We start from the raw sequence: 19,835 nt of genomic DNA, 5'->3' as shown, positions 1-19,835 counted from the left end.
GAGCCGCCGGCTTCGTACGCCTGGTGGTGCCGCCTGCGCCTTGACCTGTGGCAGCCGGCTGCTCGACAGCTACCTCTCTGGGCGCTGTCCGAGCTTCGACACCACGGCTCGCTGCAGCACCGCGGTCGTGCCCAGCACTGTCCCGGCCGGCCCGTCGGCGGTGGCCGCCACGAGATAGCTGCGCTCACCGAGGTATTCATACGTCCGTTCATCGAAGATCCACTCGTTGCGTCGGCTCCGTTCGGTGTGCGCGACGGCTATCCCTCGCCGCCCGGCCGCGTCGGTGACCCCGCGGACCACCTCGACCCCCGGGATCTTCGCCGCAGCCCGGTAAAGCGCTGCGCTCGTCTGCGGCGGCACCAGCGACTCGCGTAGGATGTCGCCGATCGCGGTGAACGCCGCGCCGTCACGACTGGTGCCACGGCCACGCTCGTCGCCCTCCCGGTAGAGCTTCGCCAGCAGTGCGTCCGGATCGCTGGGCAGATCGACGAGCTCCGCGTTCGGCGTCACGTTCGTGAGTGTCTCCCGCTCCGGTATCACACCGATGATCGGCATGTCGAAGAACGGCTGCCGGAGCAGGCCGTCACCGCGCTCGTTGCGTGGGATCCAGATCTCCCGCTCGTGCACCGGTTGCAGCCACGCCGGGCCGTCACCCAGCTCGGCGAACGCACCGCGGCTCCTGATGTAGACGTACTCGCCCTCGCCGGACGATGGTCCCGGCCTGTCGGCGGCCGCCGCCATCCGGTTCAGCAACAACGTCGCGCCGCTGCGTTCCCCCTGCTCGACGGTCACGATCAGCGGCGCGCTGTCCGGCGCCCACGGCTGGGCGATCGCTCCGGCCGCGACCGCGACCGCCAGCACGCCGGCAGCCGGAGCGAGGATCAGCATCTGCCGTGGCCGCCGGGCCGTCCGGTCGATCTCGTTCATCAGATGGTGCCGTAGTGCCTGCCGACGCACCGCCGGCATGGCCGGCACGCGGGGGGGGTGCCCCTATGTGTTTGGTCAAGCTGCTGGGGCTGTGCGTTAGCTGTTGGCGGTCGGCTCGGCTCGCAGATGTGTGTAGATCCAGCCCGACGGGGAGTCTGAGGAGCGGACTGCTTCGTAGATATGACGCGTCGGGCCTGCTGGTCCGCCGGTCGCCCGCAGGGGTGAGGGCGGCGTCCCGTCCTGGTGGAGGTGAACGATCTTGGTTCGGCCTTCGAAGGGGCCACCGACGATCTTGATGCCGACGGTGTTGTTGACCGTTTCGCCGGCGAGCCAACGACGGATGGTCTTCATGTGCTCGGAGTCCTCGCCGCTCATGAACAGAGCGGATCATGGGCGGTGCTGGACGGACAAGGGGCTGCGTCAAGTCGCGGCCACAGCCCGGTGCTCGTAAAAGGTGCCGTCGCGGAGCATGGCGAACAGGACATCGGCTCGGCGTCGGGCGAGGCAGAGCAGGGCCTGGGTGTGGTGCTTGCCCTGGGCGATCTTCTTGTCGTAGTAGACCCGTGAGATTGGGTCGGCGAGCGCCGCGAACGCGGACAGGAAGAAGGCCCGTTTGAGCTGCTTGTTTCCGCGCCGGGAAGGCTGTTCGCTGCGGATCGACGACCCTGAGCTGCGGGTCGCCGGGGCAAGACCCGCGTATGCGGCGAGGTGGGCAGCGGTGGGGAAGCTGCTGCCGTCGCCAACGTCGATGAGGATCCTGGCTCCGGTCCTGACGCCGATCCCCGGCATGGACGTCAGGACCTTCGAAAGAGGGTGGTTCTCCAGCAGTTCCTCGATGCGCCCGGCCAGCAGCTTGCGTTGATCGAGGACGGAGGCCAGCGAGTTGGCCAGGCTTGGGACGATCAGTGCGGTCGCTTCCGTTCCCGGGACGACGACGGTCTGCTCGTCCAGCGCGGTGAAGATGTCCTCGACCAGTCGCTCGGCCATCCGCGGTGCCTTCGGCTGGAGCAGGCTGATCAGGCGTCGCCGTCCCGCCTTGCGGATCTGGGCCGGAGAGCCGAACCGCTCCAGCAGAGTGAGCACGGCCGGGTGCTGGACGCGAGGACCCAGAACTCGCTCCAGGTGTGGATGGATCTGGGTGAGCAGGCCGCGGAGCCGGTTGCTGATCCTGTTGGCTTCGCCGGCCAGGTCGTCGTCGAAGCCGACGAGCATCTCCAGCTCGGCAATGGTCTCGTCTTCGACCTCGACCGAGCGGAGCGTGTGCGGCATGACACGGGCGGCATCCGCAATGACGAAGGCATCGCGGGCGTCGGTCTTGGCCTCGCCGGGATAGAGGTCGGCGATCCGTCGCATCGTCAGTCCCGGCAGGTAGGCGACCGGGCAGCCCATGTCGCGGGCCACCGCGAGCGGCAGGGCTCCGATGGAGGCCGGCTGGTCAACCACAACAAGCACGGTCCCGTGTTTGGCCTGCAGCTTGCCGAAGAGCTCGCGGAGCTTGGGTTCGCTGTTGGGCAGCCGCTTGTCGAACGCCTTCTTCCCGGCGGGAGTGACGGCGGTGGCGTGGTGTTCGCCCTTGCCGACGTCGAGGCCGAGGAAGACTCCGATGTCGCTGACGTCGATCACATGGTTCCTTCGGTCGTCGTCGCCCGGCCGTCCCACGGCACCGATCGCCACATCCACATTACGAAGAGCCTCCCGGCTTGCGGACAAGTCGGCGGTCATGCCCCTAATCAGCGGTCTGTCGATGCCTCCGGGCCGGTGACACCACCCCCCAGGCCATGCGTTCAACCGGGGGGAGCAGTCATGCCGGACCCGGAGGCCGGGCGCCCCGTTGCGGGGCTACTAAAAAGGTAATGGGGGGGCTCGCTCATCGGTGTTCTCCCTGCTCGACGGGGATCGTTCGGGTAGCGCCATCTCCTGCTGTGCCAGCGCCCGCAGCCGGGTCCGGGCCCGCGGCAGCCGCGAACGCACGGTCCCGACCGGTACGCTCAGCGCCTCGGCCGCAGCCGCGTAGTCCAGTTGTGACCACACGCAGAGCAGGAACACCTCCTGATCCGCCCGACCCAATGACCGCAGTGCCGCCATGGCTGCGGCCACCTGGTGGGCGTCGTACATCCGATCGGCCACCTCGTCGGCGAAGTCTGGAACGGTGTCGCGTACCGGCAGTCGCCGCAATGCCTCCCGGTGCCGGCGCGCCGCTCGTCGACGATTGCGCAGCACATTGGTGGCGATTCCGAGCAGCCACGGCCGCAGGCCGTCTCCGTCGAGGTGCAAGGATTCGCGGATCCGCCACGCCTCGAGGAAGGTCAGCGACACCACATCCTCGGCCTGAGCCGGATCGCCCCCACTCGGCCCGGCCGTAGCTTCCAGCCCAAGGACAACGCCAAGGAGTTGATGTAGGCGGGCGAGCTGCGCCGCGCGGGAGCGAGGCGGCGCGGGCGCCGGGCCCGAGACAGCGTGCGGCCGGCGCACCCACCCCCTGGGTGCCGGCCGTGCTGCGCGTCGTTGACGGTGCGGTGCGGCAGAGGTGGCACATGGCCGTCGACGCGCGACCCCTTGCCTTGTGCATCGATCTGGCGCTGGCCGGGGTGACGGGTTCGCGGCGGCGAATGTGTGTGGGTTCTCAGCGAAGGTGATCCGGGGGGCCAGCCGACCAGCAGCGGATCAAATTCGATGAGAAGCGCCAGGTGTCTTCTTCTCACTGAACATGATCTTTTATTGCCAGAAGAGACCAAGCGGGCTCGCCGGGGCGCCGCGACTGGCCCCACTGCACTGCGGTTACCGGCCCGTCGGTCGCCCTGCGTAGCTATGGCGTGGGATTGTGATGCCCTGCCCATTCGGCAACCTGCGCAGACGCCTGGCGAGGACGGGTTCGTTCCGCGGATTCTGCCCCCCGCTCATGCCCGGAGGGTGAACGGCGTCCCCGCTGCCGAGACGACCGGCGGCGGGGACGCCGAAACGTGTGGAGCTAGACCAGGCCGGTCAAGAGGTCCGCGAAGAGTTGCGGCCGGCTGAAGTAGCCTACGTGTGACGTGGCCAGGGTGTGCACCTCGAAGGGGTTGTCCGGGGTCAGCTCGTCCGCTTTCCGGATCATGTAGTCCTGGACGGCCGGGGAGATGCTGCGGTCCTCGGACAGGCGGACGTAGGTGTGCGGGACGCGACCCCACCCATCGGCCTGGACCAGGGCTCCCGGCTCCAGCACCGAATAGTTCTCGTCCGGGTCCATCGAGTCCAGCAGCACTCGGAACTGGTCGTCGGTGGCGTCGGCCATGATGGCGGTTTTCAGTTGGGCGAACAGGGCCGGATCGGCGTGGGCGCTGCGCCAGTTCAGCCGGGCCACAGCGGGGTCACGCATGTCCGGCACGGTGATCCGCGCCGCCGCCGCGTCCAGCAGGTTGTCGTCCACCACGTCCCATGGCTCGGTGAGCATGGCCGGGGCGCTGAGGCACAGCGCGGAGAGGTAGACGACGCGGTCGAGCAGGTCCGGCACGGCGTTGGCGACGGCGCTGACCGTCAGGCCACCGAGGCTGTTGCCGGCCAGGACGACCGGCCCGTGTTCGGCGAGCCGGCGCACGGCGTCCACCACGTGCTCCACGTTGTCCCGCAGCGTGACACCACGCATCGGGGAGGGGGCGGCGGCCAGCGCCGCAATGTCCTGGGGCTGCCGGTAGTAGGCGGCGGGGCTGTCGGCGCGATCACCGTGGCCGGGTAGGTCGACGGCGTACGAACGGTGTCCGAGCAGGGCCAGTTCGTTCTGCAACGGGCCCCAGGCCCGGGAGTTGCTGGAACCGCCGTGCACGAAAACGAAAGTGGGGCGCGAGTTCGCGCTCATGGTGAAGATCCTTGTCATCCGGAAGCGAACGGTGGACGTGGACCCCGATGCCGGCGCGTCCGACACCACGGGTCAGAACGTCGACCGCGTGCGCGTGGCCTTCCAGTTGTGGATGACGGAAATCATGCCGATGATCATAGCAGCGCGTCAGCCGCCGGGCCCTGTGGGGAAGCTGGAGAACCGGTGCTGTCCGTCCCAGCCGGAGACGTGACCGAGCGCCGGGCGGCGAAGCCCGGCGCTCCATCGGCATGTCACGCGGTCTCCAGTTCCCTGGCTTGCCGCAGCCAGGTCGCGAACAGGGCGGGCAGGCAAGCGCCGCGAGAACCGCTGCCCAAGCGACGTTCGGCCCAGCGAGCCAGCTGAGGACCGGACGTTTCTCAGCGGCGGATGTCGCCCGGGCGAGCAGACTGGCCAGTTCGGAGATCGCTTCCGGGGACGGCTGAAGGAGCAGCGAAGGTTCTCCGGCTTCTTGTGCCGGGACTTCGCCATCAACATCAGCAGCGAGGCGCCAGCTCGCCGAGGTGGGCCAGAGCGGAATGGGGGTACTCGTGCAGGTCCCAGCCCGTTCCCGGGCCGCGCAGAACGGTGTGCTCATCCAGCAGTGCGCGAGCCTGCCCGCACGACAGGTGGGCCAGCCCTGTGTCCGGGCACACGTCACGGGGCTGACGACCTTACCCGGCCCCGGACGGCGGTGGGTGACGAATACCGGCCCGTGCGTGCGGCCCTTCAGGGGCAGCAGCCGGGCCGTGCCGGCTTCCCAGTACACGGTCTCCAGCACGAAGTCCTCGCGGGCCTGGCCCCGACGGCGGGCCTTCCCATCCTCCAGCCTGCTGCGTGTCCGTTCGCTGAACGGACCGCTCGTGACGCACCGCGACGTCCCATCCGCAGCAAATCAGTACACCTGACCTTGCGATTGGGTCGCGCCCACACTCGCTGGCGCCGAGTGTGATCCGCTAGTGCGAAGAGCACGGAGAAGCGCCGCGCGGGCCGGCCCTTGAGGACCAACGTTCGGAAAAGTCACGTTAGGCGGGTCAGGCGGTCGTCAAGTAACGATCGTTTTCTGACGAAGTGCCCGCCAGGCCGGGAACCCGGCCCGGAACTCCGTCAAAAACTCCGTCAAAAACCCGGACGTCAGCAACGGCCCGAGGGCCGTTTTCTGAGAAGGCCAACGGGGCGACCAGCCCGTTCATCGCTCGATCTCGGCTTAGCGTGACTTTCCCGAACGTTGGTCCCCAAGGGCCGGGCCGTCGAGGATTTCAAGGGTCAACGGTGCGAAGTCATTGGTACTGCCACGCACGGTGAAGCCCACCGCGGTCAGGATCTCCGTCATGGTCCGCACCGGTGACACCAACTCGAACGCCACCCCGGCCACCGCGCCCAGGTCCTCCCGGCGCTCCCGCCCGCCCGGGCCGACGTACCCGACCACGAACCCAGACACGGAGGCAGGCGCCGAACCTCGCAGCGCCACCAGACCGCCCAAGCCCGTCCCGCCTTCCCTGATCCAGAACCGGCCCAAGGCTAGCGACGGCCAGACAGCCGGCTTACAACCGGGCGGATCAAGTTCCGTAAGAACGGATCAGATACGGATCAGATTCAGTGAGAACAGATCAACTTCGCCGAGAACCCACAATGTGAACGGGTGCGGCTCTGGGCGTGATGGTGTCCAAGAATCGATCGTTTTCCGGACAAGATCAAGATGTGTCGGGGCGGGTAAATCGTGTCCGAAAAACCCGTCCGAGAAGTCGGCGTGTCCAACAACGTGACGATGGGCTGTTGGGCATTCTGGACGGCGTGACCATCACCCCCACGCCCACCGAGGACGACCTGCTCGCCTCGACTCCGCTCGCAGGCGTGCTTGTCGGCTACGGGCGGGTCTCCACCCGCGAGCAGAATCTTGCCGCCAGCAAGCCGCACTGACTGCGGCCGGCTGCGCCAAGTGCTTCTTCGACAAGGCCTCCGGGAAGAACACCGACCGGCCAGAGCTGGCCAAGGTGTTCGAGTACATCCGGCCCGGCAACGTGCTCACCGTCGTCTCGCTCGACCGGCTTGGCCGCTCGCTGGAGGACCTGATCGGCATTGTCGGCCGGCTCAAGCGCCACGGCGTCGGTTTCCAGTCCCTGCACGAGAAGCTCGACACCACCACCGCAGGCGGGATGTTCGTTTTCCACGTCTTCGCTGCGTTGGCCGAGTTCCTGCGCACCATCATCGTGGCCAACACCAACGAGGGCCTGGCCGCCGCTCGTGCCCGGGGGCAACGCCTCGGCCGGCCGCCGGCGATGACCCCGGAGAAGGTCGCGTACGCGCTGCAACTGCTCGCCGAGCCGAACCGCACGATGACCTCGATCGCCAAGCTGCTTGGCGTATCTCGCAGCACCCTGTACAGCGCGCTGCCTGGCCTCATTCCGGCCCAACGCGAACAGGTCGCCCTCAGAGGCCGGTGAGCCGGCCGAATCATTGAGGATCTGTAGTGAGGTACGCCTCTACGACGTTGGTGAGGAGTCTTCGTGGCTGGTGTGAGTTCTCTCTGGGCGCACAGCCCTGCTCCTGGCCGTACCCAATGGCATTCTCTTGCCGAGCATCTTCGAAGCACCGCGGAGTTGGCGCGACGGTTCACCGTTTCGTTCGGTGGGGGCGACTTGGCGTACTGGCTTGGTGCGCTGCATGACGTGGGCAAGGCGTCCTGCGCCTGGCAGGACAAGCTTGCTGCTGTCGCGCCCACTGGCGGTCCAGTCGGCATCGACCACAAGGGGGCAGTCGGCACCGGGCAAATCGGGTGATCGTGAGGCGCTCGGTCGGTCCCGCGGCGGGCTGAGCACCAAGCTGCACCTGGCCGCCGACCGCCGGTGCCGGCCGGTCAGCGCGGCCCTGACCGCCGGGCAGCGCCACGACAGCATCGGGTTCGCCCCCGTCATGGACGGTATCCGCATCCGGCGCCGGGTCGGCCGGCCGCGGACCCGGCCCGGCCGGCTGCTGGCGGACAAGGCGTACACGAACAGGAAGATCCGGGCCGAGCTGCGTCGACGCCGGATCGCCGCGGTGATCCCCGAGAAGAAGGACCAGCTCGCCGCACGCAAGGCCAAGGGCAGCCGCGGCGGGCGCCCGCTGGCCTTCGACCGGGACCTGTACAAGCAGCGCAACACGGTCGAGCGGGCGATCAACAAGCTCAGGCAGTTCCGGGCCGCGGCCACCCGCTACGACAAGAGAGAGTTCATGTACCAGGCCACCGTCGACGTCGCCACGATCAAGATCTGGCTACGCGACCTCACCCGAGATCCACGAGCCGGCCATGTACGGCCCTGCCTGTCGGATCTTGGGCCGGAATCCCTCTGAAGTGTTGTGCGAGCATGGGCTGATGACCTTTGGAGAGCTCATCGTCGTTCGCCATGGGCAGTCAACTTGGAACGGCGAGCGACGTTGGGCCGGGCAAGCAGATCCGCCACTTACTGATCTTGGTCGACGGCAAGCTGTCGATCTTGTTCAGCGCTGTCGCGGCGCGCAGATCGGCGCCGTGGTCACGTCCGATCTGAGTCGTGCGCGAGAGACGGGCCTCATCGTCGCCCAGGCTCTTGAGCTCGACCGTCCGGCAGAATTTCCGGACCTTCGCGAACGTTGGAGTAGGACGATTACGGGACTTACGGTCGAGGAGATTGAGGTGACGTTTCCAGGTGCGCTGGCTGCCTGGAGAGACGGCACATCGACGGACCTTCCTGGCGACAGCGAGCCATTTGATGTCTTCGCCGCTCGGGTTCTTCGTGGCCTGCAAGCCGCTACCGGCCTTGCCTCCGTGGTTCTTGTTGTAGCCCACGCGGGGCTGTTCCGCGTGCTCGGCAACGCCGCCCGAACAGGCACGAACGCGCGTACGGCGAATACGGACGGACGGCGGATCATGATGGCGGCCGGTCGTGTGAGCGACAACGGACCGGCATTCGAGCCGATGTCAACGGTGTGACGAGTCCGTTGCAGAGCTTGGCAGACACGCCGGTCGGCCACCCAAGATCTACGAGACACGACCTAGAGTCGTCCGGTCACGAGGCCGTGCAGCCGGTTGCCGTAGAAGACGAGGGGTGCGCCGTCGGGAGAGCGGTGCAGGGCATGGATTCGCAGGAGCGTCAGCACGTGGTCGCCGGCGTCTACCTCGGTTTCGACGCTGACCTGGAAGGCAGTTGTGGCTTGGTCGAGGAAAACGGCTCCGTGGTCTGTCGCGTTCCACGTGACTCCATCGAATCGTGCGGTTGCGGGTCGAGAAAGTCGCGCGATGTCGGCTTGGTGATGCTCGGCTAGCACGCTGATGCCCCACTGTGGTGCCTGGCGCAGTACCGGCCAGGTCGTCGAGGTGCGAGCGAAACTGAGTGCGGCCAGCGGCGGATCGAGTGAAATGGAGCTGAACGAGTTCGCCAGCATGCCGACCGGTCGCCCGTCGACCAGCGCGGCCACCAAGGTGATGCCGGTGGCGAAGCCCGCGAACGCATACCGGAGTTCCTCTGGAGCCGGTGGCGTGCGTTGGGGTGCCGGACTGGTCATGTCACTCCTCGGGTGCCGTGATGTCACAAGGATCTGTTTGCCGCTCGCGTGGTGAGCGGTGAGGCGGCGCTCAGCCGATGGGTGGGCCGATGTTGCCGAGGCTCGAGGATGCCGAACTTCCCCTGCCGCTCGCACTCATCAGGCCTGCACCAGGGCGCTGCCTGCTCTTCGGGTGACGACAGCAACACCAGCTGCCGTCACGGCTGGATGGTCTCGGTGCCGGGGACGTGTGACGCGGACGCCTCGTGAGTGGCAGCTGCCTTGCCGACGAAGAGGGTGCCGAGGATGGCGCCGATGGCGAGGACTCCGGCGGTGGTGAAGGCGGCCTGCGACGCGGAGACGGATTGGGCGAGGTTGAGTGCGCCGGCGTCCGGCGCGTTCGCCCCGATCGTGTAGGCCGAGACGAGTACCGCTCCGCCGGCGGCGCCGGCCAGTTGCTGGATGGTGCCGAAGGCGGCGCTGCCGTGCGGGTGGAGTTGGTCGGGTAGCGACGCCAGGGCTGCCGTGGTCATGGGTCCCCACATCAGCGCCTGTGCGCCGGTCATGACGAGGTAGATCGCGAGGATGGTCCACACGCTGATGCCTTCGTCGAGCCGAGCGAGGAGCCAGAAGGTCGCCGTCCAGATGATCGCGCCGGGGATGGCCAGGGGGCGTGGCCCGAGGCGGTCGTAGACCCGGCCGCCGAGGGCGGAGACGATCGAGATGACAGCCCCGCCGGGAACCAGAAACAGGCCGAGCGCGAAGGTGCTCAGTCCGGTCACGTCCGTCAGTACCAGGGGCAGGACGATGAGCGTGCCGAAGCCGTTGAGCGCGATGATGAGCATCACCAGCAGCGGCGCCGTGAACGCCCTGGTGCGGAAGATCCGCATGTCGAGGAATGCGCCGGCGCCGCGCTGCAGCGCGATCTGGCGCCAGACGAACGCGGCGACGCCGGCCAGTCCGAGCGCGATCGGCAGGTAGGGCGGGATCGGTGCGTGACCGGCTGCTGCCTCGCCGATCGAGGCCAGGCCGTAGACGAGGGCGCCGAACCCGACCGCGGACAGCAGCAGCGACGGTACATCGAGGGTCACCGGCTCGGGTGTGGTGATGTTGCGCAGTTTCGCCGCTCCCAGCGTGAGCGCGCCCCCGGCGATCGGCAGCATCATGATGAACAGCCATCGCCAGCTCAGCCCGGACAGCACCACCCCGGACAGGGCAGGCCCGACCGCAGGTGCGACGGCGGGCACGGCCGTGGCCAGGGCCATCAGCTGGCCGCGGCGGGCAGCAGGGGCCAGGCGCATGGTGGTCGTCATCAGCAGGGGGACGAAGACGGCGGTGCCGGCGGCCTGGATGATGCGGCCGGTGAGCAGGATTTCGATGCCGGGCGCGAGGGCGGCGATCGCGGTGCCGACGGTGAACAAGGACAGCGCGCCCAGGAAGATCGTTCGTAGGTGGTAGCGGCGCATGATGAAGCCGGTGGCCGGGATCAGCACCGCGAGGGTCAGCAGGTAGCCGGTGGTGACCCACTGCCCGGTGCCCGGGGTGATGCCGAAGTCGGCGATCAGGGTGGGCAGAGCCACCCCCAGCATCATCTCGTTGAGCAGGACGACGAACGCCGAGATCATCAGCAGTGCGATGATCAGGCCGTCTCCCGGGGCGAGCCGGTCGCTGCGCTGGGTCCCGGGTGCTGGGGCCGCGACGTCCGATGCCGTGGTGTCTGTTGTTGTCATGTGCGTCTCTCTGTTCACGAATCGAGTCGATGCGGGGCGGCAGCCATCAGCTGACCGCAGACGCCGTTTCGGCCAGGCGGGGGTCGAGCCCGTACTGGGCGGGTGCGCCGAGGTGCTCGCGCAGGGTGGTGCCGGCGTAGTCGAGGTGGAACACGCCGCGTTCCTGCAGTAGCGGGATGACCTCGTCGACGAAGGTGTCGATGCCGTCGTGGTAGACGTCGATGGCCAGGGAGAAGCCGTCGCAGGCGCCGGCCTCGAACCACTGCTGCATGTGCTCGGCGACATCGGCGGCGGTGCCGGGTACGACCGGGTGGTAGTCGATGACCCCGTGGGCCAGCACGTCGCGCAGCGACCAGCCCTCGCGGGCCACCTGCAGCGCGTGCGCCGAGCGCGGGTCCGCCGGGCTGGGCCGGGCATCGGCAAGCTGCCGTGCGGTGAGCGGTTCGTCGAGCTGGCCGGAGTTCAGCCGCAGGCCGAGCATGGCCCCGAGATAACGCACCCGCGGGTGCAGGTCGACCGACTCGTCCAATAGGCGCCGCCGGTCCAGGGCGGCCCGCTTGGTGGGTGCGACGCTGGGCATGAAGCCGGCGAACAGCTTGATCTCGTCGGGGTTCCGCCCGACGCGTTCGGCCGCTTCCCGCAGCGCCGTCCGGTGTGCGCGACCTTCCTCGATGGTGAAGGGGTTGGCGTAGACGCCGCTGGCGTAGCGAGCCGCCAGTTCGAGACCGTTCGCACCGCCGCCGGCCTGGAACACGACCGGCTGGCCCTGCTCCGACGGCGGAATGGGCAGCGGCCCGCGGGAGGCGACGTAGCGGCCGCCGAGGTTGATCGGCTGGATCTTGCTCATGTCGGCGAACCGCCTGCCGGCGACGTTACGGACCCACGCGTCACGTTCCCAGCTGCCCCACAGCGCCTGCACCACCTGCACGACCTCGTGGGCGCGCTCGTACCTCTCCGCACGCGGCGGCACCACGCTGCCGAAGTTCGCCGCGGCGGCCGGGGTCGAGGTGGTGACCGCGTTCCAGCCGGCCCGGCCGTGGCTGACCACGTCCAGGGCCTTGAACTGCCGCGCGATCGTGTACGGCTCGTTGAACGTCGTAGAACCGGTGGCAACCAGACCGATTCGCTCGGTACCGCGTGCCATCGACGTCAGGACCACCAGCGGGTCGATGGCGTGCTGCGGGGTCTCGCGATCGAGGTCGGCGGTGAGGGCAGGAGTGTCGGCCAGGAAGACGAGCTGGATCTTTCCTCGTTCGGCGGCCTGGGCGTACCGGACGAGGGTGTCCATGTCGGTGTAGCTGGACGGGTCCACGCCGGGCATGCGCCAGGCCCCCGGCTGGGCCCCATAGCCGTTGGCGATCTGAATGGCCAGAAGCATCTGCGGTGTGGTCACGGCATGTCCTTCGACGGGGTACGGGTCCGGATGCTGATTGCGCGGTTGTTGGTGGGCCGGACGGAACTCGTCATCGCGGTAATGAGGAGGTAGTCTCCGTTTAGCCTGAACCAACATACGGAGGCTGTCTCCGTTTTTCCAAGGAAGGACGTGGAGACGTGACCGGGAGCACAGAAGCAAGCGGACGGCGGCCGCGCACGGACAAGCAGCGCAACCGGATGCACCTGCTGCAAGTTGCCGAGCAGCACTTCTCGGAGCACGGCGTTGCCAGTTCACTGGAAGCCATCGCCAAGCGCGCAGGCGTCGGCGCCGGCACCTTCTATCGGCACTTCCCCAACCGGGAGGCGTTGCTGGCCGCCCTGCTGCAAGCGCGCGCGGACGAGTTGGTGGCACGTCGCGACGCCATCCGGCAGCAGGAGCGCGACACCACCGTTGCGCTTACTCTCTGGCTGGACGCCCTCAGTGAGTGGGCTACCGCCTTCGACGGCCTGCCCGAACCGCTGCGTGCGGCGGCCACCAAGGACACCTCGCCGCTGGCGCTCACCTGCCAGGGCTACATCACCACCACCGACGAATTCCTCCACGCCGCCCAACGCGACGGGGGCGCCCGCCCTGAGGTGCGCGGCCGCGACCTGTTCCTGGGCGTGCTCGCCATGAGCTGGGTACGCGGCGCCGCAATGGCCGACGAGGCCTCACCCCAGGCGCTGAGCGCCTTGATGCGCACCGGCTGGGCAGCGCCCGCCGGGACAGCGCCGAACCCTCGACCATAAGACCGACTCCCGCCAGTCCGCGCCCAGCAACGGCACGTACGGGTCGGCGTCGACATCGCCTGTCAGATCTCAAGCGGCCAACGCCGGCTCGCTTCCCCGGCAAGCCGCGACAAGGACTCTTCAGCGCGACCAGGCTGGCGTTGAATACACCACGTTGACAATGCGGAGACTGCCTCCGTATCGTTTTGAACGAAAGCGGAGGCTGTCTCCTAATACCTTAGGGGAGCGCCATCGGCGTCCGGCCCAGGCGATTCACGTCGCACCGCTGAAGAACCGCCCCACGAAGTGACGCCGCCATCGAAACGAAAGCAGGAACAGGCATGCCCACCCTTGGCATCATCGGAACCGGAAACATCGGCGCAGCCGTCGCGCGCCTCGCGGTAGCGGCCGGCATCCCGGTCGTCGTGGCCAACTCCCGAGGACCGGAAAGCCTCACCGGACTCATCGCCGAACTGGGCTCGCTGGCCACCGCAGGCACCGTCGAGCAGGCGGCCCAGGCCGGTGACCTCATCCTGCTGTCCGTACCCCTGACGGCGCACACCGCCATCCCCGCCGACCTGCTCAACGACAAGGTCGTGCTGGACACCAGCAACTATTACCCGCACCGCGACGGCCGGATCGCCGAGCTGGACCAGGACAAGATCACCACCAGTGAGCTGATCCACCGCCACTTCCCGCAAGCGCGATTGGTCAAGGCGTTCAACAACATCCTGGCCCACCACATCCCCCAGCTGGCCCGCCCCGTCGACGCCCCCGACCGCACCGCACTGCCGATCGCCGGTGACGACGCCGACGCCAAAACCGCCGCGGCGGCCCTGATCCACCAGCTCGGCTACGACACCGTCGACGCCGGCACGCTGGCACAGAGCTGGCGCATCGAACCGGAGACCACGGCCTACACCCGCCTCTACCTCGCCGACCCCGCCACTCCCGGCGAACAGATGATGCAAGCCCCCGCCAGCCCCGTTCCAGCCGCCGAGCTTCGCCGCGCGCTCGAAGCAGCCGAACGGGTCCACGTCGCCGATCGCGTCTTCTGACCCCCGACGGACCACATTCGTGCTGGCTGCTGAACTCCTCACGGGCGGTCTATCGGAAACGAACGTCTACGTGAGACCCGCACAACAAGATCATTATCAGCGCTGACCGCTGTACCGATCTTCCCCCACTCCGTACCCGGGCAGCCGCAACGGCCGGTAGCCGTCGATGTCGACGGAGTGGGTGCCGTAGAAGTGCACGTTCTCGTGGTGGGTCGGCCAGATGTGCGCCAGGACCTCGTCATCGACGTCGCGGCCGGTCCGGCGCACGCCGGCGTGGGCGAGGGAGCGGCGCAGGGCGTGCAGGTTCTCGCCCTTGTTCAGCTGCCGGGCGATGCGCCGCCGGTACGTTTCGTCGGCCAGGTACCGGGCGGCGTAGACGGTGCGCCTCAGGGCCCCGTACTCCTTGATCGCGGACGTGAGCGTGTTCTGCTGCCGTTTTGAGGAGCACAGCTTGCCGACGACCAGCGCGGCGGTGGCGGGGCCGCCCTGTACGGACGCGGCGACATGCAGCAGGTCGTCCCACATGTCCGTGATCAGGTCCAGGTTCAGCGCCGGGTCAGCAGGCCGCCGGCGCGCGGATACCGGTCGAGGAAGTCGGCGCGGGGCCCGGTCCGGCCAGGGTGATCTTCCCGAGGTCGCGGATGCGCGGGGACAGCTGCTTGCCGGCCAGGTCGAACAGGGCGAAGTTCGCCAGGGTCGCGCCGTGGGTGTCGGTGGCGTGCTCGAACACCGGCAGATCGGTTTCGTTGCCCAGCAGCCCATCGAGTCCAGGCGCCGCAGGTAGGCCAGCTTCTCCAACTCCGCCTTCACCGCGGACGGGCTCGACGACGTCGGACCCACACTCAGCCAGGCCAGCGGGGTGCGGCCGAGGTAGGCGTCCGGGACCAGTAGCAGGTCCAGCTCGGCGCACCGCCGGTCGGACAGCAGGTGCTTTACTCGCGTCCACGTCTCCGTCCGCGCGCGGGCCCGGGCCGTGGCCACCCGCGGCAGCAGCAGGATCACTCCCGGCCGTATCACCCGCGACGACAGCAGGTATTCGCAGGCCAGCCGGAACAGCAGTTTCGGCGAGTCGTGCTCCGTCGCCCGGGCGAACAGGAACTCGTCGAGGTCCTTCCACTCGGCGGTGCCCACCGACCGCCAGCCGGCGTACCCGGCCACCTCGCGCAGGTGATCCGTGCGGGTCTGCTCCCGCTCGCCGTACCCGCGCAACTCACCCATCGCGATCCCGAGCCGCTGCGACAACCGGCCCACCGCCGCAGCCGGCGCCGCCGCCACCTCATCGGGCACGAACCCGAGCCACGGCAGCGTGCACAGCTGGACCGCCATGCCCAGCACGTTGCGGCCCGTACGGAACTGACGCACGGACGCCTCGTCCGCACCGGTCAACGTGAAGTACCGGATCAGCTCCGCCTGGTTGATCTCCGGGAAGCCCCGAAGCCGCGCCAGGTCCTCCGCCGAGGCACATCCTGAGTCGCCACCCGAGCATCGACCGTCACCAAACGGACGGCACGCTACGGCTCGGGTCAGAGCATGATCAACCCTCAGTTCTTAGCGTTGTTTTTGGTCTGGAAACTACGGACGGGCCGTCGTGCGGTCGCGAGGCGATCAGGGCACGGCCGTGCGCGCGGGCCATGGACAGCGCCCGTCCGACTGTGACGCCACCGGGCATTCATACCACCGGCGCGTCCGGGCGCGATGGCGGTGAGAGCTGTCAGCCGGGCTTGACCTGGCCGAGCTGCACGAGCAGCTGCACCCCTCGGTACACCTCCGTCATGTCCCGACCGGTGAACGTCACCGTACGCGCGCCCGGGGCGCGGGCGAACCCGGGAACCAGCGTCGCCAAGTCCACGGTGGAGGGGCTGTACAGGTCGACCTCGACGTCGACGGGCCCGGGGAGCGTCAGCGGCGGCACCTGTGCGCGCCGGCGTACCGCCGTGGTCGCCGCCCGCCGAAGGTGCTCTCGGGCCTCGGCGGGGTGCAGCGTCACCGCCGCCGCCTGGCCCAGCGCGCGCTTGACCTCGACGGTCACCGCGTCCGGGGCCAGGTCGCGCAACTCGGCGCACGCGACGTCGTCACCGCTGAGCAGCACCACCGGCACGCCGAAGTGCCCCGCGACGGCGGCGTTGATGCCGATCTCACCCGCCGGCTGCCCGTTGAGGCGTACGTCGAGCACCGCGTCGCTCATGGTGTGGGCCAGCACCGCCGGCCCTGAACCGGCGCGGGCGTGGTACCCGACGAGCAGCAGCGCGTCCGCGCCCGTCTCGAGGCCGGCGACCATGCTCAGTGCACGGGGCTTGCCGCGCACGAGCCGCGCCCGGCGGTCGAGTTCCTCGGGCAGGAGGTTGCGGAACGGTCCGTGTGCGTCCGCCACCAGCACGACCGCGTCGGGCTCGGCTTCGCGCACGCCGGCGACGACCGCGTTCACCTCAGCGGTCATCAGCCTGCGGGAGCGCTCATAGTCGTATCCGCCCGGGTTCGTCTCGGTCGGATGGACGATTCCCGAGATCCCCTCCATGTCGGCGGAGATCAGCACCGTGGGCCCCGTGGTCATCGCCTCACCGTACCGAACGCAGCGGTTGGTGTGTCTCCCGTGAGGTCGCTGCGGCACGCGAGCCGCGCTCTGCCTGATTACCGGATTACTGGTAATGATAATCCAGCAACTCACCTGGACAAAGGGTGCAAATGGGGGAGGCACCATAATGACTGTTCTTGTGTAACAACAATATGGAGTATTGTTGTGGCGTGTCCAAAGTGTGCCCTCGATGCGAGAAGACCCGACCCCTGGAGAGCTTCATGAAGGCCGGCCGCGAGTTGGTCTCGTGCGCCTCGTGCCGCGAGTACGCCCGCGCCAACAACCACAAGAACCGCAGGGCCAATCCGGACAAGATCCGAGCCGACAACCTCTGGTCCTTCTACCGGATCAGGCCGCAGGAGTACGACGCGCGGCGTGTGGCTCAGGACTACCGGTGCGCCATCTGCGGTAGACATGAGAGCGAATTGAAGGTCAGGTCCAGAGGCCGGCCACGACTTGACGGGACACCAAACTCTGAGCCGTTTCGCCTCGTCGTCGACCATTGCCACAACTCCCGGCAAGTGCGCGGTCTGCTCTGCGGTGAGTGCAACATCGGCCTCGGCGCGTTTCAGGACTCGCCCGAGGCGCTCCTGGCGGCCGCCCGCTACCTCCTCGCACGGGAGGACGCACCGCTCGTGCTGGAATCGAGACCTGCGACGGAAGCGTGATCCGGCACCGAGGGCGATCGAGGTTGGGGGCTGACCGGAATACGCCGAAACCTGTTGTAGGGTGGTGGGTCCGCTGGTCAGCGGTCGGTGAGGATACTGTTGATCGCGGCTTCGCGGCTTCGCGGTCGGCGTCGGTGGGCAGACTGCACGCCCGGGTGGTTCCGACGCGTGCGTGTCCCATGAGTTCGGCTACGAGGACGAGGTTGTGTCCTTCGCGGACGAGGCGGGTGCCGAAGCTGTGGCGCAGGACGTGGCCGCTGCGCATGCCAAACTTCGCCGGCCACCGGTGAGGAGTTCACCGGCCCATGGAGACCCATCCTGGACCATCAGGATGAATGAGCGCCGACAGCCGTGTCGTCAGCCGCGATCAGCGTCCCCCGTGCCCGCAGTGACAGGAGCCGGGACGCGCGCCTGCGCGATGTCCTGGCCCGCGGCCGTGCCGAGGAATCCGCCGGACTGCCGCGACCACAGCTCCGCGTAGAGCCCGCCGCGTTCCAGCAACTCGGCGTGGGTGCCCTGTTCGGCGATCCGGCCGGCGTCGAGGACCACGATCCGGTCCAGGTGGGCGATGGTGGAGAGCCGGTGGGCGATCGCGATCACGGTACGGCCGGTCATCACCTCGCTGAGCGTGTCGTGGATGGCGGCCTCCGCCTCGGAGTCGAGCGCGGAGGTGGCCTCGTCCAGGACCAGGATCGGCGCGTCCCGGTGGAACGCCCGGGCCAGCGCGATCCGCTGCCGCTGGCCACCGGAGAGGCGCACGCCGCGTTCGCCGACATGTGCGTCCAGTCCGGTCCGGCCGTCCGCGTCCCTCAGCGTGGCGACGAACCGGTCGGCGGAGGCCCGGCGTACCGCTGCCTCGATCCGTGGGTCGTCGACGCCGCCGGGGCCGGCGATGTTCTCCCGGACCGAGCGGTGCAGCAGCGTGGCCTCCTGGGCGACCACGGCGATCTGACCGCGCAGGCTCTCCTGGGTCACGTCCGTGATGTCGGTGCCGTCGATCGTGATCGTGCCGGACTCCGCGTCGTGGAACCGCAGCAGCAGGCCGACCAGCGTGGACTTGCCCGCCCCGGACCGCCCGACGATCCCGACGCGCTCACCGGCGGCGACGTCGAGGCTCAGCCGGTCGAGCCCGCCGCCGCCCCGGCCGTAGTGGTGGCTGACCTGCGAGAAGTTGATGGCTCCACCCCGTACCCGCAGCTCAGCCGCCCCGGGTTTGTCCGCTACCGCGAGCGGTTGTGCGACGGTCCGCAGGGCCCGCCGGAGCACGCCGACGGATCCGAACAGCGACGACACGGCGTCCAGCAGCCATTCCGCCATCGCGGTGATCCGGAAGCTGAGCGCGAGCGCGGCCGCGACCAGACCCAGGGGCCCGGCGCCGGTACGCCAGAGCGCGATCCCGTAGCCGACGAGTCCGACGAGCAGCGCGCTGCTGAGCGCCATCATGGTGCCGTTGATCGTCACCTCGACCCGCTGCAGGTCCAGGTGTGCGCGCCTCGACAGCGCGAACACCCGGCGGTCGTGCGCGGTGCGGGCGTCCCGGCCGCCGAGCAACGCGAGCGTGTCGACGTTGCCGTACGAGTCGACGAGCAGGCCGGTCAGCGCGGACTCCGCGTCCTGCAGGCGCTCCGCGGCGCGCCGGTAGCGCGGCACCACCCAGCGCATGAGCATCGCGTACGCCAGGATCCAGGCGCCCAGCGGGAGCAGCAGGCGCACGTCGATCGTGGACATCAGCCACACCGAGCCGGCGATGTAGGCGGTCACGAAGACGAGCGTGTGGACGACCGCGTACGCGGCGGTGCTGGCGGCGTCGCCACCGTCGCGGACCAGGGTGGCGATGCGCCCGGCGAGGTCGTCGCGGAACCAGCCGACGGACTGCCGGGACACGTGCCGGTGTGCCCGCCAGCGGGCGAGCGGGCGGGCGTTGGCACGGAACGCGATGTCGTCCAGCGCCTCGCCGACCAGGTGGATCAGCGGCCTGAACACCAGCACGAACACGGCGACGGTGAGCAGTTCGGCGCCGTGGTCGGCCCAGAGCCTGTCCGGGCTTCCGGCGGCGAGCGTGTCGACCAGGCGCCCGGCGTACCCGATGAGCCACACCTCGATCGCGGCACACAGGATCGTCGTCGCGACGGCCGCCGCCACAATGGGTCGCAGCGGCCGGAGTTCCTCCAGGAGGAACCGCCGGACGCCGGCGGCGGGGGTGCGGTCGTCGCCGGTCGGGAAGGGGTCAACAGGGTTTTCGAACAGACGCAGCACGAAGTGCCTTTCCGGCGGTGGAGACGGACAAGAACCCGGGGGAACCGCCGGACGTCCTCATGCTCGTTCTCCTCTTCGTGTCGGGTCTGCTGGTTCTCCTCGCGAGGCTAGGCGACGTCGCAAGGCGTCGCCTTCCATTTCTCGGCGGGG

Annotated in this window: 19 protein-coding genes and 3 pseudogenes; 9 read left to right on the top strand and 13 right to left on the bottom strand. The window is 68.7% G+C overall.

The genetic code is table 11. The features are described from left to right. Window positions 1–69: 69 nt before the first annotated feature. From AB0G13_RS05425 to AB0G13_RS05405, 5 genes are all read right to left on the bottom strand, one after another. Entirely contained in the window at window positions 70–966 is an 897-nt protein-coding gene (locus AB0G13_RS05425; RefSeq protein ID WP_357869242.1) for a CU044_5270 family protein, read from the bottom strand. A 57-nt stretch (window positions 967–1,023) separates the two neighbouring features. After that, a complete protein-coding gene (locus AB0G13_RS05420; RefSeq protein ID WP_357869239.1) occupies window positions 1,024–1,302 on the bottom strand; it encodes a hypothetical protein in 279 nt (92 codons plus the stop codon). A gap of 45 nt (window positions 1,303–1,347) precedes the next feature. Continuing rightward, window positions 1,348–2,550 (bottom strand): IS110 family transposase, encoded by a 1,203-nt coding sequence (locus AB0G13_RS05415; RefSeq protein WP_357869274.1) that lies wholly within the window; start codon window positions 2,548–2,550, stop codon window positions 1,348–1,350. A gap of 219 nt (window positions 2,551–2,769) precedes the next feature. Further along, complete coding sequence (locus AB0G13_RS05410) at window positions 2,770–3,243, bottom strand: RNA polymerase sigma factor (RefSeq protein WP_357869236.1); 474 nt, start codon at window positions 3,241–3,243, stop codon at window positions 2,770–2,772. A gap of 652 nt (window positions 3,244–3,895) precedes the next feature. Then, a complete protein-coding gene (locus tag AB0G13_RS05405) occupies window positions 3,896–4,759 on the bottom strand; it encodes an alpha/beta hydrolase (RefSeq protein WP_357869233.1) in 864 nt (287 codons plus the stop codon). Here AB0G13_RS05405 and AB0G13_RS05400 point away from each other — a divergent pair. Further along, on the top strand, window positions 4,758–4,970 hold the full coding sequence (locus AB0G13_RS05400; protein ID WP_357869230.1) for a hypothetical protein: 213 nt from the start codon (window positions 4,758–4,760) through the stop codon (window positions 4,968–4,970). The genes AB0G13_RS05405 and AB0G13_RS05400 overlap by 2 nt on opposite strands. Window positions 4,971–5,963: 993 nt before the next feature. On the opposite strand, the gene AB0G13_RS05395 is transcribed toward AB0G13_RS05400, so the two are convergent. After that, window positions 5,964–6,239 (bottom strand): hypothetical protein, encoded by a 276-nt coding sequence (locus AB0G13_RS05395; protein ID WP_357869227.1) that lies wholly within the window; start codon window positions 6,237–6,239, stop codon window positions 5,964–5,966. A gap of 293 nt (window positions 6,240–6,532) precedes the next feature. Between AB0G13_RS05395 and AB0G13_RS05390 the strand changes: the two genes are divergently transcribed. From AB0G13_RS05390 to AB0G13_RS05370, 5 genes and pseudogenes are all read left to right on the top strand, one after another. Continuing rightward, a complete protein-coding gene (locus AB0G13_RS05390) occupies window positions 6,533–6,676 on the top strand; it encodes a hypothetical protein (RefSeq protein WP_357869224.1) in 144 nt (47 codons plus the stop codon). Then, window positions 6,673–7,200, top strand: coding sequence for a recombinase family protein (locus tag AB0G13_RS05385; protein WP_357869271.1), 528 nt, complete (start codon window positions 6,673–6,675; stop codon window positions 7,198–7,200). The genes AB0G13_RS05390 and AB0G13_RS05385 overlap by 4 nt, the downstream gene beginning before the upstream one ends. Window positions 7,201–7,263: 63 nt before the next feature. Then, entirely contained in the window at window positions 7,264–7,536 is a 273-nt protein-coding gene (locus AB0G13_RS05380; protein WP_357869221.1) for a CRISPR-associated endonuclease Cas3'', read from the top strand. A gap of 10 nt (window positions 7,537–7,546) precedes the next feature. Next, a pseudogene (locus tag AB0G13_RS05375) lies at window positions 7,547–7,960 on the top strand (IS5 family transposase); the annotation flags it as partial. Window positions 7,961–8,111: 151 nt separating this feature from the next. Continuing rightward, on the top strand, window positions 8,112–8,708 hold the full coding sequence (locus AB0G13_RS05370; protein ID WP_357869218.1) for a histidine phosphatase family protein: 597 nt from the start codon (window positions 8,112–8,114) through the stop codon (window positions 8,706–8,708). Window positions 8,709–8,770: 62 nt separating this feature from the next. Here the strand turns inward: AB0G13_RS05370 and AB0G13_RS05365 are convergent, their stop codons facing one another. The 3 genes from AB0G13_RS05365 to AB0G13_RS05355 form a co-directional block, all read right to left on the bottom strand. Then, window positions 8,771–9,280, bottom strand: coding sequence for a flavin reductase family protein (locus AB0G13_RS05365; protein WP_357869215.1), 510 nt, complete (start codon window positions 9,278–9,280; stop codon window positions 8,771–8,773). Window positions 9,281–9,477: 197 nt separating this feature from the next. After that, a complete protein-coding gene (locus tag AB0G13_RS05360; protein WP_357869213.1) occupies window positions 9,478–10,989 on the bottom strand; it encodes a DHA2 family efflux MFS transporter permease subunit in 1,512 nt (503 codons plus the stop codon). 46 nt (window positions 10,990–11,035) lie between these two features. Next, entirely contained in the window at window positions 11,036–12,382 is a 1,347-nt protein-coding gene (locus AB0G13_RS05355) for an NtaA/DmoA family FMN-dependent monooxygenase (protein ID WP_357869210.1), read from the bottom strand. A gap of 218 nt (window positions 12,383–12,600) precedes the next feature. Here AB0G13_RS05355 and AB0G13_RS05350 point away from each other — a divergent pair, with 218 nt between their 5' ends. Both AB0G13_RS05350 and AB0G13_RS05345 read left to right on the top strand, forming a co-directional pair. After that, a complete protein-coding gene (locus AB0G13_RS05350) occupies window positions 12,601–13,152 on the top strand; it encodes a helix-turn-helix domain-containing protein (RefSeq protein WP_357869268.1) in 552 nt (183 codons plus the stop codon). A gap of 320 nt (window positions 13,153–13,472) precedes the next feature. Next, window positions 13,473–14,189, top strand: coding sequence for an NAD(P)-binding domain-containing protein (locus AB0G13_RS05345; RefSeq protein ID WP_357869208.1), 717 nt, complete (start codon window positions 13,473–13,475; stop codon window positions 14,187–14,189). 96 nt (window positions 14,190–14,285) lie between these two features. Here the strand turns inward: AB0G13_RS05345 and AB0G13_RS05340 are convergent. Then, a pseudogene (locus AB0G13_RS05340) lies at window positions 14,286–15,667 on the bottom strand (Tn3 family transposase). A 233-nt stretch (window positions 15,668–15,900) separates the two neighbouring features. After that, window positions 15,901–16,740 carry a M55 family metallopeptidase gene (locus AB0G13_RS05335; RefSeq protein WP_357869205.1) on the bottom strand — a complete coding sequence of 280 codons (840 nt, stop codon included), beginning with the start codon at window positions 16,738–16,740 and terminating at the stop codon, window positions 15,901–15,903. Window positions 16,741–16,982: 242 nt separating this feature from the next. On the opposite strand from AB0G13_RS05335, the gene AB0G13_RS05330 reads away from it, so the two are divergent. Continuing rightward, window positions 16,983–17,429 (top strand): endonuclease domain-containing protein, encoded by a 447-nt coding sequence (locus tag AB0G13_RS05330; protein WP_357869202.1) that lies wholly within the window; start codon window positions 16,983–16,985, stop codon window positions 17,427–17,429. A 202-nt stretch (window positions 17,430–17,631) separates the two neighbouring features. On the opposite strand, the pseudogene AB0G13_RS05325 reads toward AB0G13_RS05330, so the two are convergent. Together AB0G13_RS05325 and AB0G13_RS05320 are read right to left on the bottom strand one after the other, a co-directional pair. Further along, window positions 17,632–17,694: pseudogene (locus AB0G13_RS05325) on the bottom strand (hypothetical protein); the annotation flags it as partial. 92 nt (window positions 17,695–17,786) lie between these two features. After that, entirely contained in the window at window positions 17,787–19,685 is a 1,899-nt protein-coding gene (locus tag AB0G13_RS05320; RefSeq protein ID WP_357869199.1) for an ABC transporter ATP-binding protein, read from the bottom strand. Window positions 19,686–19,835 lie beyond the last annotated feature (150 nt).

It is taken from the genome of Micromonospora sp. NPDC023633 (assembly GCF_040640035.1).
Lineage (GTDB): Bacteria > Actinomycetota > Actinomycetes > Mycobacteriales > Micromonosporaceae > Micromonospora.
Note: the sequence above shows the minus strand (reverse complement) of the source record. Positions and strands in the feature narration are given on the sequence as shown.

Coding starts and splice junctions, on each gene's coding strand:
- AB0G13_RS05405 (WP_357869233.1), bottom strand. CDS start 4,759: ATGAGCGCGAACTCGCGCCCCACTTTCGTTTTCGTGCACGGCGGTTCC.
- AB0G13_RS05420 (WP_357869239.1), bottom strand. CDS start 1,302: ATGAGCGGCGAGGACTCCGAGCACATGAAGACCATCCGTCGTTGGCTC.
- AB0G13_RS05400 (WP_357869230.1), top strand. CDS start 4,758: ATGGTGAAGATCCTTGTCATCCGGAAGCGAACGGTGGACGTGGACCCC.
- AB0G13_RS05365 (WP_357869215.1), bottom strand. CDS start 9,280: ATGACCAGTCCGGCACCCCAACGCACGCCACCGGCTCCAGAGGAACTC.
- AB0G13_RS05425 (WP_357869242.1), bottom strand. CDS start 966: ATGCCGGCGGTGCGTCGGCAGGCACTACGGCACCATCTGATGAACGAG.
- AB0G13_RS05360 (WP_357869213.1), bottom strand. CDS start 10,989: ATGACAACAACAGACACCACGGCATCGGACGTCGCGGCCCCAGCACCC.
- AB0G13_RS05345 (WP_357869208.1), top strand. CDS start 13,473: ATGCCCACCCTTGGCATCATCGGAACCGGAAACATCGGCGCAGCCGTC.
- AB0G13_RS05330 (WP_357869202.1), top strand. CDS start 16,983: ATGAAGGCCGGCCGCGAGTTGGTCTCGTGCGCCTCGTGCCGCGAGTAC.
- AB0G13_RS05335 (WP_357869205.1), bottom strand. CDS start 16,740: ATGACCACGGGGCCCACGGTGCTGATCTCCGCCGACATGGAGGGGATC.
- AB0G13_RS05370 (WP_357869218.1), top strand. CDS start 8,112: ATGACCTTTGGAGAGCTCATCGTCGTTCGCCATGGGCAGTCAACTTGG.
- AB0G13_RS05350 (WP_357869268.1), top strand. CDS start 12,601: ATGCACCTGCTGCAAGTTGCCGAGCAGCACTTCTCGGAGCACGGCGTT.